Below are 15,511 nucleotides of genomic sequence, written 5' to 3'. Positions count from 1 at the left end.
TTCCAACTCAATACTCAAACCAATTTCTCATTGCACAAGGCTCGCAATGCGAGCGAAAAGGAAGCATGCAGATGGATCAACAACGCTTAACCCATTTACAACAGCTCGAAGCCGAAAGTATTCATATTTTACGTGAAGTGGCCGCTGAATTTGATAATCCAGTAATGATGTATTCGATTGGTAAAGACTCTTCGGTGATGCTGCATTTAGCGCGCAAGGCTTTTTATCCGGGGAAAATTCCCTTCCCACTACTGCATGTGGACACCGATTGGAAATTTCGTGAAATGATCGAATTTCGTGATCGTATGGCGCACAAGTATGGTTTTGAGCTTTTGGTACACAAAAACCCAGAAGGGATCGCGATGGGGATCAGCCCTTTTGAGCATGGTTCTTCAAAGCATACCGACATCATGAAAACCCAAGGTTTAAAACAAGCGTTGAACCAATATGGTTTTGATGCCGCTTTTGGTGGTGCGCGTCGTGATGAAGAGAAATCACGCGCGAAAGAGCGTGTTTATTCTTTTCGTGACAAGAACCACACGTGGGATCCGAAGAACCAGCGTCCGGAGCTATGGAAAACCTACAACGGCCAAATCAATAAAGGTGAGAGCATTCGTGTTTTCCCGTTGTCGAACTGGACTGAATTGGATATTTGGCAATACATCTATTTGGAAAACATCGAGATCGTACCGCTGTATTTATCGGACATTCGCCCAGTTGTCGAACGCGATGGGATGCTGATCATGGTTGATGATGAGCGGATGAAGCTGCAACCTGGAGAAGAAGTTCAGAACAAGAGTGTGCGTTTTCGCACGTTAGGTTGTTATCCACTTACTGGCGCAATTGAATCAGAGGCCAATACGCTAACGGGCATCATTGAAGAGATGCTGGTGGCCACTTCCAGTGAACGACAAGGCCGCGCGATCGACCACGATCAATCAGGATCGATGGAATTGAAAAAACGCCAAGGTTATTTCTAAGCCTCTAAGGAAAGATTATGAATAGTGCAGTTCAGGCTCAGCTTTCTGAGATCGGTATTGAAGCTTATCTCACGCAACACCAGCACAAATCGTTACTGAGATTTCTGACTTGTGGCTCAGTTGATGATGGAAAAAGTACCTTGATTGGTCGTTTGCTTCATGACACAAAACAGATTTATGAAGATCAACTGGCCGCCGTCCATTCCGATAGCCAGCGTGTTGGCACGACGGGCGAGCGCCCCGATTTAGCTCTGTTAGTTGATGGCCTGCAAGCGGAACGTGAGCAAGGGATCACCATTGACGTGGCGTATCGCTATTTCTCTACTCAAAAACGCAAATTCATCATTGCCGATACTCCGGGGCATGAGCAGTACACGCGCAATATGGCGACAGGCGCATCCACTTGCGATCTCGCGGTGATTTTGATCGATGCCCGTAAAGGCATTTTGGATCAAACGCGTCGCCACTCATTCATTGCTAATCTGTTAGGTTTGAAGCATTTTGTGGTGGCGGTGAATAAGATGGATCTGGTCGATTACTCACAAGATCGTTTTGAGCAGATCCGTCAAGACTACGTGGAATTTTCAAAGCATCTGCAAGGTGATACTGATATTCAGATCATCCCGCTTTCTGCTCTGGAAGGGGACAACGTGGTCGAAGCAAGCCAACATATGCGTTGGTATCAAGGCCCATCACTGCTGGAGCTGCTTGAAACGGTTGACGTTGATCAGCAAAAAGGAGCCGGTGAGTTTCGTTTTCCTGTGCAGTATGTGAACCGACCGAATCTCGATTTTCGCGGTTTTGCTGGCACGATTGCAGCGGGCAGCATCAGCGTTGGAGATGCAATCACTGCACTTCCGTCCGGAAAAACATCCACCGTGGCACGTATTGTTACTTTCGATGGAGATTTGCCGCAAGCGCAAGCAGGCCAAGCGGTGACGTTAACGCTCAGCGATGAAATTGACATCAGCCGTGGTGATCTTATTGTGCTGCAAGGAGCGCAGGTTGAATCAACTAACCATCTATTAGCCGATGTGGTCTGGATGACAGAACAACCACTCAAAGCCGGGCGTGAATACAACATCAAAATTGCGGGTAAGAAAACCGTCGGTCAGTTGCAAGCGGTGCGTCACCAGTACGATATTAATAATTTATCGACTTATCACAGTGAAGAGTTGCCGCTCAATGGCATTGGCTTGTGTGAATGGTCGCTAACAGAGTCGATCGCGCTGGATAAATACTTAGACAGTGCTAATACTGGTGGTTTTATCATCATCGATCGCCTGACGAATGTGACGGTGGGGGCGGGCTTAGTTCGAGATAGTTTGCAAAACATCGCTCATGCTCAAAGCGCCCATTCTGCGTTTGAAGTTGAATTGAATGCCTTGATCCGCAAGCACTTTCCACACTGGGAAGCCAAAGATCTTCGTCAGTTACTCAAGGCTTAACTGTGGTGATTCAGTGGGAGGGATTGCCGCTTACAGCGTCCCTCTATTGGCTAGTTTGAGGCAACAAAGGATTGAGTAATGAGTACGAATTTGGCCAATAAAGATGAAAATGTTGTCTGGCATCAGCATACGGTGGATAAGTCGTTCCGCGCCAACTTAAAACAACAACAGCCAGCAGTATTGTGGTTTACGGGGCTGTCAGGGGCGGGAAAATCAACCATTGCTGGTGCGTTGGAACAGCGTTTAGCTCAACTCGGGTATCACACCTATTTACTCGATGGGGATAATGTACGCCACGGCTTGTGCAGCGACCTTGGGTTCTCAGAGCAAGATCGGCGAGAAAATATTCGCCGTATTGGTGAACTCGCGAAGCTGATGGCCGATGCTGGGTTAATCGTGTTATCAGCATTCATTTCACCGCATCGCGCTGAGCGTCAATTAGTGCGCGATATGCTGCCACAAGGTGAATTCATCGAAGTGTTTGTCAATACCAAGTTGGACGTGTGCGAGCAGCGCGACCCGAAGGGGCTGTATAAAAAAGCGCGCGCTGGTGAAATCAGTAATTTTACGGGTATTGACTCTGAGTATGAGTCGCCGCAAAACCCTGAGATCGATCTTGCGGCTGGCGAAAAAAGCATTGATGAGCTGGTGGAAATTTGCCTAACAGCGCTGCAAGTACGAGCGATTATCGCCTAATGTAGAAGAGGGCTCATCAGCTTGAGCCCTTTATTTTTGAGGCTAGACGGCGTGATGAAAAGAGCTGCTGGCAACTTCGGTGTGGACAGTGAATTTCTGGCTAAGCACCGCCAACATTTGATCGTAGTATTGCATATTCGGTTTATTACCCAGTAGCTTACACAGCTCATTGCCAGTGGGACTGAAACGGTAATAGAGCAGCCTGACTCCTTTACTCATCGATTGCAGTGACAGATTCTTGCCTTGATAGGTCAACAGCAGTGCCGGTTCAAGTTCAATTTCTCCAGATTCCAGTTCAGTGGCATGCAGTAAGCCAAGCTCGATCAGTACCAACAGGCTCGAATAGGGTAATTGGAAACTACCCATATTGATGACAAATGTGCTGATGCGTTTTCCTAAACTAAAAATACCGTTAGTAGCACGAATGCCGACCAACAGCTTGCGGCTATTATCGCTACCAAAACAGCAGGCTAACGCTGAGGCTTTTTGGAGTATCTGCGCCTCTTTTGGTGTCATGTCTTGTAATACTTGCAGCGCTTTCATTGAGGTTGAACCGGGGTTGGTCACCTCGCGTTTGAGTACTTGCGCCCAAAGTCGCTGCATCGAAGAGTTGTGGATGTCTTGCGCCATATCGAAAAAACGGTGTAACCAATCTTGATCAGGTTCTCCCGCGGTCTCATTTTTACAAGAGACATGCGCCAGTTTGACGATCTGCTCTAGGTTTTTTTGTCGCTGCTCTTTACGTTGCTGTTCTCTAAATAAGGCGCGATCAAGCGAGGTTTTTTCTGGTGGATCCGTTTGTAGCAGCGCATCTAAGCCGTGATATTGAGCAATATTCAAAATGCGACTACCACTGTCTTTGATATAGCTCGATTTTTTTTCGTGGCTTTGACCTGAGTTGGCTTGATGTTCAATCACTACAGGGTTGTTGGTATCTGCCATTTTATGTCCGCTTCAATCACCCATTTCATTCATAGATTAAAATGTAACGTGTAACGCATTTTCCATCTAGGAAAAACATTCGTTCTAGATCATAAATTTGCGCTATCCCTAATGATAATAACTTGTTAAAATTGTTATCGGAATTTGTGGGGCGCTTATGAAGTGTTGGAAAGAAAATAGACTGAAAAAGCACCTATCGATTACTTTACTATTGTTGATATATGTCGCTTTGCTAGCGTATTTATCTAAATATATCGTTTAGTTTAGATGAATCAATAGGTTGCTATTTTGTTAACTACATGTCGTCGTATTCTTCGATCGCAGTGCCTTCGATTACATACCCTGTTTCGGCCAGATCGTGGCTAACACTTTCGGTTTTCAGTGTCCCAATCAGATAAATTACATCCCAGAGCTGCTGGATTGGAGCACCTTGCGGATATTTCACATAAATAATTTGGTTTGGTGGCGGTGGTGGCACGTGAATGCATGCGCCAAAGTAGGGCACCAGTAGAAACTCAGTAACGTTATTGGCGTCACCTTCCAGTGGGATCACAAAGCCGGGTATTTTGACCACGCTGCCATTGAGCTCTTTTCTAACCCCGCCGATTTTTGATTGTGCAGCCGTCATGTCACCGTCATGGCTCAATGCTGGCATGCCATCGGCGTTGAATTGGTTACGTTCGTTCTCCGGGATCAGATCGATCCAATCGAGCGTCAGTACTTGTTCATTACTCTGTGCGTATATCGGTAACAAGCCTGATAGCAGCAGCGCGCTGATAAGCAGTAGTTTTTTCATCGTTAAGTCCTAAATTCGAATGGTCATTCCATCGCTAAGTGATTGTCTATAGGCTCGTAGAGCTGGAATTATACCAATAATAATGCCAGCCAGCTGTACATAAGCTAATAATTGCCACTCATAGCCGCTTAAGGTGCTGAGTGTGATTTGAATGCCATAATGCTGCGCAATGAAAGGTTGCGCCAGTGCGAGCAGTGAATACAACCCCGCTAATCCAACGCAGATGCCAATGAAGGTCAGCGTCGTCGCTTCGCTGATAAGCAGAGCAAAAATATGTTTAGGTTGTGCGCCCATGGCGCGCAGAATCGCCATTTCACGGCGTCTTTCCTGCAAGCTTGTCAGTAAGCTGCTGAGCATGCCAACTAACCCGGCTGCTACCACAAAGACCGACACCGCCATTAAAGCTTGTTCTGCTATCGACATCATACCCCACAGTTCTTGCAGAGCGACGCCGGGCATAATGGCGCTCAAGGGTTCTTGGCGATAGTTATTGATTTCACGTTGCAGTGCAAAGGTTTGAATTCTCGATTTTAAACCGATCAACATGGCGGTGATCTGCTTGGGTTGAAAGTTGTGTTGTTCAAGCTGCTCTTTGGATGGCGAATTGCCTAAATGCGCACCCGATTCCCAACCCACGTGAATGGCTTCAATTGCTTCTAATGAGACATGCACCGTTTTGTCTACGGGCGTTCCCGTTGGCGCTAAAATACCCACTACTTTGAAAGGGAGGTTGTCGTGGCGGCTAAAACCCACATCGCTGATCCCATGCGCAATAATGATGTCACTGCCAATATGGTAACCTAAGGTTTCGGCGACATCAGAACCCAATACCGTTTCAAATAAACCATGAAAATCAGTGCCTTGAGAGAATGTGAGTGGTTGCTTACTTCCATATTTGAAATGCTCGAAATAATGGTGATTGGTGCCCATAACGCGAAACCCTTGGTGTGAGTCACCCAAGGAAATGGGGATCGCCCACTTGACGCTGCGATGCTCACTGAAGGCTTGGTAGCTTTTCCAGTCGATATTATTGGTGGCATTGCCAATTCTAAATACCGAATAGAGCAGCAAGTTGACTTGTCCAGAGCGGCCGCCGACGATTAGATCCGTCCCTGAAATGGTGTTGGCAAAGCTCTCTTTAGCTTGAGTTCGAATGCGTTCAACCCCCATTAACAGAATGACTGAAATGGCAACCGTCAGAATGGAGAGTAGTGCTGTGGTTTTGCGGTTAAGTACGCTTTTCCACGCCAGATTGGTAATTACATTCATGCTGTCACTCCTGCCTGATTCAATTGAGGGAGGTAAACTGCGCGGTCAAATAAAGCTTCTAAGGTGGGATCGTGGCTCACAAACACCAGCGTTGAACCTGCCCGATTCGCCTCTTCCAATAACAGTTCGATAAACGCGAGTCGATTGTCGTGATCCAGCGCCGAGGTTGGCTCATCGGCGATGATCAGCTTGGGTTCTCCAATCAGTGCTCTCGCCGCCGCGACACGCTGCTGCTGGCCAATACTCAGTTCGATAACCGGTTTAGTCAGTAGTTCAGGTGCAAGATGTAGGCGAGTGAGTAACTGTTTTGCTTTCTCAATCAGATCGCCTGCAACATTCTGCTTGCGAGTGCTGGAAAAATGGCAAGGTAGCGTAACGTTTTCAATCACTGAGAGATAAGGCAATAAATTAAATTGTTGGAAAATGTAGCCAATGTGATCGGCTCGAAAACGATCCCGTTGACGGGAAGTTAACGTCGACAGGTTGGTGCCTAAAATAGAGACCTCCCCTCGTTGTGCTTGGTTGATCCCAGTCAGTAAGCTCAGTAAGGTCGATTTGCCACAACCACTTGGCCCTTTAATAAAAAGGTGCTCTCCACGTTTTACACAAAGATCCTGGATAGATAAGGCTGGTTGTGAGCTATTCGGCCAACGAAATTCGACCTCTTTCAATTCAATGACAGACGTCAGCGATAGAATATGCAAATCACTCATTGTGAATTCCTTTAACGACAATGAACCTAGAGTAAGTATGTGCTTACTCCAGGTTGTTGCTTATACGCCTTAAAACGTAATGCGAGTGCTGTTTGTTTTCAACTCAGAGGCAGATTGTGCTTTGTCTGTCAGTACATTGGCAGAGATAGTTTGGGTATTTGGGAACAAGTTAAACCATTGCGTGTCGAGGTACTGCAATTGCGGCATGTTATCGCAGTGATATTGGTACTGAACCGTGAATTCACCGTGACCACTGTGCTCGCCTTCATCATGCACATCTTTTTTATGGTCATGGTTTGCGTGTTGAGCATCTTTATCTTGATGTTTATCATCATGTTTTTCATGATGGTCGTGGTCGTGGTCGTGGTCGTGGTCGTGGTCGTGGTCGTGGTCGTGGTCGTGGTGCTCACCATTTAACGTATGCGCGATACGACTTTCTTCTAAATGACACTTGGCCGGAGCGGGCAGTTGGAAAATGCCATCGGCGTGGCTGAACTGCTCAAGGACTTTATTTAAGCGCTGTTGTTGTTCATCATTTTGTGGTGCATGTTCAAAGCCGACTACATCAGCGCCGGGGGCGGTGATTTCAATCAGTAAATCTTGCCCATCTTGAGCAATATTGAACTCGACGTGGCCATGTACATGAGCCTCATGTTGGCGAAACTCTTCATTTGCCAGTGCTGGCATGCTTAAAATTAGGCCGATAGAGAGAGCGAGTTTACGTTGGATAAACATTGGGTGATTCCTTTTAAACATCAAAATAGCCCTTAGCGCGTTGGCTTTGGGTAACAAATCATAAATAACTAGATAAGACGTCTAAAAGTGAGGAGGTGAGCGAGCAAGATAAGCGTAATGAACTGAGGGGCGACGTTGAGTTTTCTCTACTGATGATCGAATTTCGCAGCCACTAACGGCAGGAAGGATAGGCAGCGCACTGCTTAGACCATTTTGAAAGCCAGAAAAAAGTTGGCAATGATGCTGCGCGTGATGCGCAGGATTAGTATCGAGGTGATGATCTACATAAGCGACATTCAACCATAGCATCAGCAGCATGGCACATAATGCAATGCTTTGAGCTCGGTAATGGGGGCAACGTAGACGGGTAAACATCAAACCAATACAGTAGTAAAATGATAATTGTTATAATATAACAATATTGTGAGAATAAAGCGTACTCTTATTTTTATAAAAGCACCTTTCACCACGATATGTTTAGCAAAGGCAGCCGTGTTATCGGCCACCTAAGGTTATTATAAATTCTGTTTGATCAAGCCTAAAACCGTTTGAATTTCCTCATCACTCAATGCACCTTCCTTAACAAACAGTACCTTACCTTGCTTATCTTGAACGATGATCGCTGATGATTCCTCTTTTAAATCCCACGCTTTGGCTACATTTCCCGCTTCATCTAGCACCATGGAAGACCACGGAAACTCTTTCTTGCTGTCTTGAGCGGAAGATTTGACAAACGATCCTGTGCCCCAAATCGCATCATCTTGGTTGATGATCGAGGTGGTTTGATAACTTTCTGCGGGAAATTGTGCGGCCGTAATGGCAGCCATCAATGGTGCATTTAACGCTTTAGCACTGCTGCGACCAGCAATGGCTTGAATGACGCGCACTTTGCCTAGCAGTTTGCTGGTATCCCAAGTTTGAAAGGCCGTTTTATCATCTTGTAGGATGATTTCACCATATTTTTCCACTGAAACATCAGCAACTTGCTGACCTTGGGTAATGTTGTGTGCCATGGCAAGCGCTGGACAGCAGGCCATTAGAATGGCGATCACTCGTTTACTTTTCATTGTAGGGGTCCCTTTTAGTTGAGCAACAAAGGTATAGCATAGAATCAATAAAACCACGAAAAGAGGCCATTAAGCGGTTAACAAAATGCTAACAAAGCCTCAATTCTACACGCTTTATTCGCTGAGCTGGGGTGGGAAGCAGATGCCTGTTCCTCCTAACCCACAATAACCATTCGGATTTTTAGCTAAATATTGTTGATGATAGCTTTCGGCGTAGTAGTAAGGACCAGCGGGTGCAATTTCGGTGGTAATTAAGGCTCGTTGACTGGCTGACAACGCCTGCTGGTATCGCTGCTTTGAGGTTTGTGCTATTTGCTGTTGTTGTTCTGAATAGGTATAGATGGCGGAGCGATACTGAGTGCCTTTATCGTTACCTTGACGCATGCCTTGGGTCGGATCGTGCTTTTCCCAAAAATGACTTAATAGCTTTTCTAATGGCAAGCGCTGTGGATCAAAGATTACGCGTACCACTTCAGTATGACCAGTTTCACCACTGCATACTTCTTCGTAAGTTGGGTTTGGGGTAAAGCCGTCGGCATAGCCTACTGAAGTCGACACCACACCATCGAGTTGCCAAAATAAGCGTTCAGCGCCCCAAAAACAGCCCATACCAATCACTATTTGTTGCTGATGCTCATTAGGCTGCTCAGTGATGTTGCTGTGGTTAACGTAATGAATTTCCTCCACTGACATAGGGGTTTCTCGTCCTTTCAGTGCTGTTTGTGCGCTGACCATTGTTTGTTTATTGAGCATGAGCTTTCCTTTTGTGTACCGATTTTTGGCTTTATTTATTGTTGTTGTTGAGCCACTGTTTCACATTCAGCCCGAATAATTGACTGATTTCATACAGACGGAGCTTGCTATTGGCGGTATGATTTCCATCCATTAACGATCTGTTTACTCAACTGTTCCTTTAATTAAGCATGAGACGAAAATCATTACCAGTTCTATTCACGATGCTACTTATTTCCACTTCGGCGTATGCCAAGGTGGCGTTAACCATTAATGGTTTAGAGGGTGAATTAGAAAACAACGTTGAAGCCTATTTATCGTCGATTCCAGAGAGCGACTATTCAACGCATCTTCGTTTTCAATCTCGTTTAGAGAAAAGCATGACGGAAGCGCTTGTCGCGCTGGGTTACTACCATCCTCAATTTGAGTTTGTGGTGGTGAGCGATGAGCAAGAGCTGATGGTCAATATCAATCCTGGACCGCTAACAACCATTAAAGAGATGGATGTGGTGATTAGCGGGGAAGCTGAATCTGATGCTGATTTTGCCAATCTCATTAACCGCAATGCCCTTAAAGTGGGCGCGGCGGTTAACCATGGCCAGTACGATGCTTTGAAATCGGGTATCCGTAACTTAGCGTTGCAAAAAGGTTATTTTAACGGGAATTTTGAATTAAGCCGTTTGGAAGTTGCGCCAGAGTTGAATGAAGCTTTCGTACGCCTTCATTTTAACAGTGGTATTCGTTACCATTTTGGTCCCTCGCTCATTACTGGCAGCCAAATTGAAGATCAGCGAGTTCGCTCACTTCAGCCCTATAAAACCAATGATCCTTACCTTGTTTCCAAGGTAGGGGAATATAACCAAAACTTATCCAATACCGATTGGTTTTCCTCTGTTTTTGTTGAACCCGATCTTAGCCAACTGGAGAACGGTCGCGAACTGCCAATGAAGGTTTCCCTTGCACCACAAGCTCGAAATCAGCTTGAAACCGGTTTAGGTTACTCAACGGATGTGGGAGTGCGTGGTTCATTCAAGTGGAAGAAACCTTGGGTTAACAGCCTCGGCCACAGTTTTGATAGCAGCTTCTCCCTTTCTGCCCCAGAGCAGACCATTACCGCTGGCTACAAAATACCGCTAGAAGATGTGCGGCGTGAATATTATCGAATTCAGTATGGAATGAAGAATGTCGATAACCGTGATACGAAGAGTTTGGAGTCTAACTTATCGTTTGAACGCCACTGGCTGCGTGATGGTGGTTGGCATCGAACCCTATTCGTTCGTTATTTGATAGAAAACTACGAACAAGGTTTGCAAAGCGATGTCGGCCAGTTTGTATTACCGGGAGCGACCTATTCTCGTACGCGTGTTCGTGGTGGTTCAATGCCGATGTGGGGCGATAAACAGAGCATCACACTTGAGTATGGCGATCCAAATTTCGTCTCTGAAACGCGTGTGGTGCGGTTGTTGGCGGGCACGGCTTGGATACGCAGCGCTGGGCAAAACCACCGTGGTTTATTGCGTTTAGACGGCGGCGCAAACTTCAGTGAAGAGTTTGACAAACTCTCGCCTTCTCTGCGCTTCTTTGCTGGTGGCGATAACAATTTACGAGGGTATAGCTATCAATCTATCTCACCTAAAGATGCCAGTGGCGCACTGACTGGGGCCAAATACATCGCCACCAGTTCGTTGGAGTATCAATATCGTTTGGTTGGAAATTGGTGGGGTGCACTGTTTGTCGATTACGGCGATGCCTTTAATGACTCGCCGGATTGGAAAACTGGTGTGGGAGCCGGGATTCGCTGGGCTTCTCCGGTTGGACCGATCCGCTTAGATTTTGCATGGGGGCTTGACGCCAATCCCGGCGATGAATTTCAGCTGCATTTCACCTTGGGGCCTGAACTATGACCAAAGTGATGTTGAAGATAACCAAATGGGCATCGGCGATTTTATTCACCTTGTTGGGTGCGGTATTTATTGCACTCGCAGCCTTGTTGTTTACCAATACAGGGCTTAACGGTCTGTTGTGGGGAGCACAAAAAGCGCTGCCACAACTCCAGGTTGCCAGCGCTCAAGGTGCAATTTTTCCACGTTTCACGCTCAACCAAGTCACCTTTTCCGATGAAGCATTAAAGCTCGATCTCGATGTGCAGCGCGTGACATTAGCCATAAGTGCTAGCTGCTTATTGGAGCCTTCAATTTGCTTAAATGAACTTGCGATCAGTGGATTAAGGCTGGCACTGCCAGAGCTTCCCCCTTCGACGCAAGGTGAGCCTTCGTCTGCCTCTGATCCCATTACGTCAATCTCTACACCGGTGCCAATTAAGGTTGGCCGTGTGGAGCTCAATGATATTCAGCTGGATATTTTGGGTAATACGCTGGCATGGAAGCAATTTTCTACTCATGCCTCATTTCAAGGTAATCGCTTACGGATTGGCAAAACCAGTTGGAGCGATATTCAACTGAAGCTTGCGACCAATGAAGATGTCGATTCAGCCTCAAGCGCACAATCCAAATCCACTCCATCCACAACCGTATCATCGACGGTGGCACCTGCGGTGAAAACGCCCATCACCTTGCCAGAAGTGATCATTCCGCTGCAATTGGAAGTGGAGCGTTTTGATATCAATCAGTTTACTCTTCAGCAAGCTGAGCCTTTGGTTGTCAAGCATCTTGGTTTGGTCGCCAATGCTTATCAGAGCAGTGTTTCATTAAAATCACTTGAGCTTGAGCTGCCACAATTGATTGCCAACCTAAAAGCTGATGCGCAGCTGAAGGGAGACTATCCGCTCAATCTCTCTTTAAAAAGCACGCTCAAAATGGCCGAAGCTCAGGGGCAAACACTGGCACTAGAGGCTTCGGGTAGCTTGGGTGATTTAACACTCAACGCGAAACTGGGCGGGCTTGCGCAAGCAAACTTAAATGCGCAATTGGCGCTACTGCAACCTGAGATCCCGTTTGATATTTCGTTGGATGATGTTCAAGCACAGTGGCCATTGATTGGGCAAGGAGACTATTTTGTTCGCGTACCGAGTTTAAAAACTCAAGGTTCACTCGACGGATATAGCGTGGCGCTCAATGGCCAACTGCAAGGTAAAGATCTGCCCGATGTGACGCTGGATGTTGCTGGTAAAGGTACTTTACAGCAAATCAACTTAGATTCTTTGCTAATCGATACCTTAGGGGGGCAAATTGCTGGCCAAGTGATGGCCAACTGGCAAGCCCCAATTCACTGGCAAGCGGCGCTGAATTTAGAACAGATTCAGCCGGGATTACAGTGGCCGCAAGCCGAAGGCGTGATCAGCGGTAAGCTCGAAACCACGGGTGAGCTGACCGAGCAGGGCGGTTGGAACGTTGCGCTGCCTATTTTGGATATTGAGGGTGTGTTGCGTGGCTACCCACTGAATATTGAAGGTCAATTAAACGCATCAGATATGACAGGGAAAGGCGCTTTTACTGTGTCGACCAGCGGCTTAACGTTAGCCCATGGACCCAACCAGATTACGGCCAAAGGTGAGCTGGATAAAGAGTGGCGTATGGGCTTATCGGTTGATTTTACGGATCTGGTGAAAAGTGTTCCTGATTTGCACGGCAAAGTGATTGGCGATATTTATCTGCGTGGTGATTTGCAGCAGCCACAAATCAAGCTGCGCCTCAATGCAAATGATCTTGCTTGGCAGCAACAAGCGACCTTAAAGCAGGTGACTTTAACTGGTGATGTTACGCCACTTCCTGTGCCACAAGCCGAAGTGAAATTGCAGGCGAGCCAGTTGGGCTACCAGCAGCAGTTAGTTGATAGTGTGGACTTGCGTTTTTCAGGTACGCAGGCGCAGCATCAACTGAGCTTAGACGTCATTTCAAATCTGATTTCAACCAGCTTGGCGATCAGCGGATCTTTTGAAGATAAGCCGACGATGCAGTGGCAAGGTGCGCTGGAACGAGTACAACTGTCCACAGAACAAGGGCCGTGGCTATTAAACCAAGCGACACCTGTTGCGGTTAATATCGAGAAACAACAAGCTACGATTGCCGCGCATTGTTGGCAGCAAGAGGGAGCATCGCTCTGCTTAGATAAAGACGCGACTGTGGGGCAAAGTGGCGCGGCCGAGCTCTCTCTCAACCATTTTGATTTTCAGCAAATCGCAATGTTTTTACCGCAAGAGACTCAACTTAAAGGCCAAGCCGATGTCAGTCTCACAGCTCAATGGGCGCCCAATACTGCGCCTCAAGCGAAAGTGTCACTCAGCTTAAGCCAAGGTGCAGTCACGCAGCACATCGACCAAGCCATTACTTTAGGTTGGGATAGCGTCACTATTGAAAGTACGCTTGAACAGAACAAGCTGTTTGCTCGTTGGCTAGTGGATGTGACCGATAATGGCGATCTGTCGGGGCAAATCACCATTTCGGATCTAATGGCAAAAGAAAAAATGATGGATGGCGCATTAACGCTTTCCACCTTTAATATTGATTTTCTACAGCCGCTGCTTGGGGATTATAGCCAAGCGAAATCGAAGATTAGCAGTCAACTTGCCTTCAGTGGGCCGATGTTGCACCCGAAAGTAATGGGCAGCGTGGTGGTGGATGACATTGTCGTCAAAGGCGATATTTCGCCGCTGGATGTTACCTCGGGCCGAGTGGCGATGGACTTTAATGGTTACCAAGCCTTGCTCAATGCAGCGATTCAAACTGCGGATGGCGAGTTGAGTATCAAGGGGGATGCCGACTGGCAGAAAATGGAGCAGTGGCGTGCCAACCTGCGCGTGTTGGCCGATGAGCTATTGGTGGATCTGCCGCCTATCGTCAAGATTAAAGTTATCCCAGACATGAGCATCACACTAGAACCTCAACTGGCCACTGTGACAGGGAATATTAACCTGCCTTGGGGACGTATCGTGGTAGAAGAGTTGCCTCCGAGCGCGATTGGTGTCTCCAAAGATCAAGTGATATTGGACGCTGCTTTACAGCCTGTGAGCGAGCAAAGCGCCATGCCATTTAACGTTGAAACGAATGTCAACATCTCGATTGGTGATGATTTCCGGCTCAGTGCCTTTGGTTTGCAAGGCGGCTTGATTGGCCGCCTCAATGTGGCGCAAAAGGATAAAGGCCCTTTTATTACTGGAGAAGTAAATATCCAAAATGGTTCGTATCGATCCTTTGGACAAGATTTGCTGATCCAAGAAGGCAAAATTTTAATGAATGGACCGGTTGATCAACCTTATGTTTCGATTAAAGCGGTGCGCAACCCGGATAACACACAAGATGGCGTGATTGCAGGGGTAAAAGTGACCGGCTCTGCCGATGAACCGACAGTCTCCATTTTTTCAGAACCCGCGATGCCACAAGCCAATGCACTTTCTTACCTACTTCGTGGTCAGAATATTGATGGCGAGGCGGGTGGCAATGCGATGACCACTGCACTGATTGGTTTGAGCTTGGCACAAAGCGGTAAGGTGGTGGGCGAAATTGGTCAAGCCTTCGGTGTGCAAGATCTGCAATTGGATACGGCCGGTTCCGGTGATGATTCACAAGTGACGGTAAGCGGCTATATTTTACCGGGGCTACAAGTGAAATATGGTGTTGGTATTTTCAGCTCGGTGGGCGAATTTACCGTGCGTTACCGCTTGATGAGGGATTTGTACGTTGAAGCGGTATCCGGCTTAGATAGCGCGGTGGATCTTTTGTATCAGTTTGAATTTAACTAGGGACAGTCATATGCAACATCTGGTTTTTGTCTACGGCACATTACGCCGTGGTGAAAGTAATGCGCATCTGCTTGAGACAAGCGAAATGTTAGGATCGTTCTACACGCCAGCTGACTATGCGCTGTATGATCTAGGTCCATATCCTGGCTTGGTTCAGGGACAGCAATCGATAGTCGGTGAGGTATATCGAGTGGATGAGCAGACACTAGCAAAGCTCGATCTTTTAGAAGATATTCCCATCGAATATCGCCGTGAAACGATCGAAACCCCATTTGGCCGTGCGTGGATTTATCTCTATCAAGATCACAGCCGTCTTACTGCTGTGATTGATTCTGGAGACTGGTGCCAACGGATGTAACGAACGGCGTTGAAAATGGAAATAAAAAAGCCATATCGCGCGTTAACAGGATGTGGCTTTTTATTTATAACGACACT

14 protein-coding genes are annotated in these 15,511 nt (G+C 46.9%); 6 read left to right on the top strand and 8 right to left on the bottom strand.

The window, feature by feature from the left end:
• Positions 1 to 71 precede the first annotated feature (71 nt).
• The 3 genes from cysD to cysC all read left to right on the top strand — a co-directional run bounded on the left by cysD (position 72) and on the right by cysC (position 3,124).
• Positions 72 to 980, top strand: a complete 909-nt coding sequence (gene cysD / locus AACR75_RS13485) for a sulfate adenylyltransferase subunit CysD (RefSeq protein ID WP_047690502.1) — start codon at positions 72 to 74, stop codon at positions 978 to 980.
• A 17-nt stretch (positions 981 to 997) separates the two neighbouring features.
• Entirely contained in the window at positions 998 to 2,428 is a 1,431-nt protein-coding gene (gene cysN, locus AACR75_RS13480; protein ID WP_017049184.1) for a sulfate adenylyltransferase subunit CysN, read from the top strand.
• A 78-nt stretch (positions 2,429 to 2,506) separates the two neighbouring features.
• The gene (cysC, locus tag AACR75_RS13475) at positions 2,507 to 3,124 is read left to right on the top strand and encodes an adenylyl-sulfate kinase (protein WP_047690501.1); all 618 of its coding nucleotides are present in this window, start codon (positions 2,507 to 2,509) and stop codon (positions 3,122 to 3,124) included.
• Between the two features lie 42 nt (positions 3,125 to 3,166).
• Here the strand turns inward: cysC and AACR75_RS13470 are convergent, their stop codons facing one another.
• The 8 genes from AACR75_RS13470 to msrA all read right to left on the bottom strand — a co-directional run bounded on the left by AACR75_RS13470 (position 3,167) and on the right by msrA (position 9,399).
• The gene (locus AACR75_RS13470; RefSeq protein ID WP_017042869.1) at positions 3,167 to 4,066 is read right to left on the bottom strand and encodes a TIGR03899 family protein; all 900 of its coding nucleotides are present in this window, start codon (positions 4,064 to 4,066) and stop codon (positions 3,167 to 3,169) included.
• Between the two features lie 295 nt (positions 4,067 to 4,361).
• Positions 4,362 to 4,862, bottom strand: a complete 501-nt coding sequence (locus AACR75_RS13465; protein ID WP_047690499.1) for a DUF3299 domain-containing protein — start codon at positions 4,860 to 4,862, stop codon at positions 4,362 to 4,364.
• Between the two features lie 9 nt (positions 4,863 to 4,871).
• A complete protein-coding gene (locus AACR75_RS13460; protein WP_047690496.1) occupies positions 4,872 to 6,131 on the bottom strand; it encodes an ABC transporter permease in 1,260 nt (419 codons plus the stop codon).
• Positions 6,128 to 6,844 carry an ABC transporter ATP-binding protein gene (locus AACR75_RS13455; RefSeq protein ID WP_013855948.1) on the bottom strand — a complete coding sequence of 239 codons (717 nt, stop codon included), beginning with the start codon at positions 6,842 to 6,844 and terminating at the stop codon, positions 6,128 to 6,130. Before AACR75_RS13455 ends, AACR75_RS13460 begins: the two co-directional genes overlap by 4 nt.
• 69 nt (positions 6,845 to 6,913) lie before the next feature.
• Entirely contained in the window at positions 6,914 to 7,579 is a 666-nt protein-coding gene (gene zrgA, locus AACR75_RS13450) for a zinc uptake protein ZrgA (protein WP_047690493.1), read from the bottom strand.
• Positions 7,580 to 7,660: 81 nt separating this feature from the next.
• Positions 7,661 to 7,954 carry a DUF2607 family protein gene (locus tag AACR75_RS13445; protein ID WP_081989810.1) on the bottom strand — a complete coding sequence of 98 codons (294 nt, stop codon included), beginning with the start codon at positions 7,952 to 7,954 and terminating at the stop codon, positions 7,661 to 7,663.
• 140 nt (positions 7,955 to 8,094) lie between these two features.
• Positions 8,095 to 8,646, bottom strand: a complete 552-nt coding sequence (locus AACR75_RS13440; RefSeq protein ID WP_047690491.1) for a YtfJ family protein — start codon at positions 8,644 to 8,646, stop codon at positions 8,095 to 8,097.
• A 114-nt stretch (positions 8,647 to 8,760) separates the two neighbouring features.
• The gene (gene msrA / locus AACR75_RS13435) at positions 8,761 to 9,399 is read right to left on the bottom strand and encodes a peptide-methionine (S)-S-oxide reductase MsrA (RefSeq protein WP_047690489.1); all 639 of its coding nucleotides are present in this window, start codon (positions 9,397 to 9,399) and stop codon (positions 8,761 to 8,763) included.
• 170 nt (positions 9,400 to 9,569) lie between these two features.
• Between msrA and tamA the strand changes: the two genes are divergently transcribed.
• From tamA to AACR75_RS13420, 3 genes are read left to right on the top strand one after another with little or no spacing between them, the layout of a single operon-like run.
• Positions 9,570 to 11,282 carry an autotransporter assembly complex protein TamA gene (gene tamA, locus AACR75_RS13430; RefSeq protein WP_013855954.1) on the top strand — a complete coding sequence of 571 codons (1,713 nt, stop codon included), beginning with the start codon at positions 9,570 to 9,572 and terminating at the stop codon, positions 11,280 to 11,282.
• Positions 11,279 to 15,076, top strand: coding sequence for an autotransporter assembly complex protein TamB (tamB, locus tag AACR75_RS13425; RefSeq protein ID WP_047690486.1), 3,798 nt, complete (start codon positions 11,279 to 11,281; stop codon positions 15,074 to 15,076). The genes tamA and tamB overlap by 4 nt, the downstream gene beginning before the upstream one ends.
• 10 nt (positions 15,077 to 15,086) lie before the next feature.
• Entirely contained in the window at positions 15,087 to 15,434 is a 348-nt protein-coding gene (locus AACR75_RS13420) for a gamma-glutamylcyclotransferase family protein (RefSeq protein WP_047690483.1), read from the top strand.
• Positions 15,435 to 15,511: the final 77 nt, after the last annotated feature.

The organism is Vibrio sp. ZOR0018 (assembly GCF_963865925.1).
Taxonomy (GTDB): Bacteria; Pseudomonadota; Gammaproteobacteria; order Enterobacterales; family Vibrionaceae; genus Vibrio; species Vibrio anguillarum.
Note: the sequence above shows the minus strand (reverse complement) of the source record. Positions and strands in the feature narration are given on the sequence as shown.

Coding starts and splice junctions, on each gene's coding strand:
- tamA (WP_013855954.1), top strand. CDS start 9,570: ATGAGACGAAAATCATTACCAGTTCTATTCACGATGCTACTTATTTCC.
- AACR75_RS13445 (WP_081989810.1), bottom strand. CDS start 7,954: ATGTTTACCCGTCTACGTTGCCCCCATTACCGAGCTCAAAGCATTGCA.
- AACR75_RS13455 (WP_013855948.1), bottom strand. CDS start 6,844: ATGAGTGATTTGCATATTCTATCGCTGACGTCTGTCATTGAATTGAAA.
- tamB (WP_047690486.1), top strand. CDS start 11,279: ATGACCAAAGTGATGTTGAAGATAACCAAATGGGCATCGGCGATTTTA.
- AACR75_RS13465 (WP_047690499.1), bottom strand. CDS start 4,862: ATGAAAAAACTACTGCTTATCAGCGCGCTGCTGCTATCAGGCTTGTTA.
- msrA (WP_047690489.1), bottom strand. CDS start 9,399: ATGCTCAATAAACAAACAATGGTCAGCGCACAAACAGCACTGAAAGGA.
- zrgA (WP_047690493.1), bottom strand. CDS start 7,579: ATGTTTATCCAACGTAAACTCGCTCTCTCTATCGGCCTAATTTTAAGC.
- AACR75_RS13460 (WP_047690496.1), bottom strand. CDS start 6,131: ATGAATGTAATTACCAATCTGGCGTGGAAAAGCGTACTTAACCGCAAA.
- cysN (WP_017049184.1), top strand. CDS start 998: ATGAATAGTGCAGTTCAGGCTCAGCTTTCTGAGATCGGTATTGAAGCT.
- AACR75_RS13470 (WP_017042869.1), bottom strand. CDS start 4,066: ATGGCAGATACCAACAACCCTGTAGTGATTGAACATCAAGCCAACTCA.
- AACR75_RS13420 (WP_047690483.1), top strand. CDS start 15,087: ATGCAACATCTGGTTTTTGTCTACGGCACATTACGCCGTGGTGAAAGT.
- cysC (WP_047690501.1), top strand. CDS start 2,507: ATGAGTACGAATTTGGCCAATAAAGATGAAAATGTTGTCTGGCATCAG.
- cysD (WP_047690502.1), top strand. CDS start 72: ATGGATCAACAACGCTTAACCCATTTACAACAGCTCGAAGCCGAAAGT.
- AACR75_RS13440 (WP_047690491.1), bottom strand. CDS start 8,646: ATGAAAAGTAAACGAGTGATCGCCATTCTAATGGCCTGCTGTCCAGCG.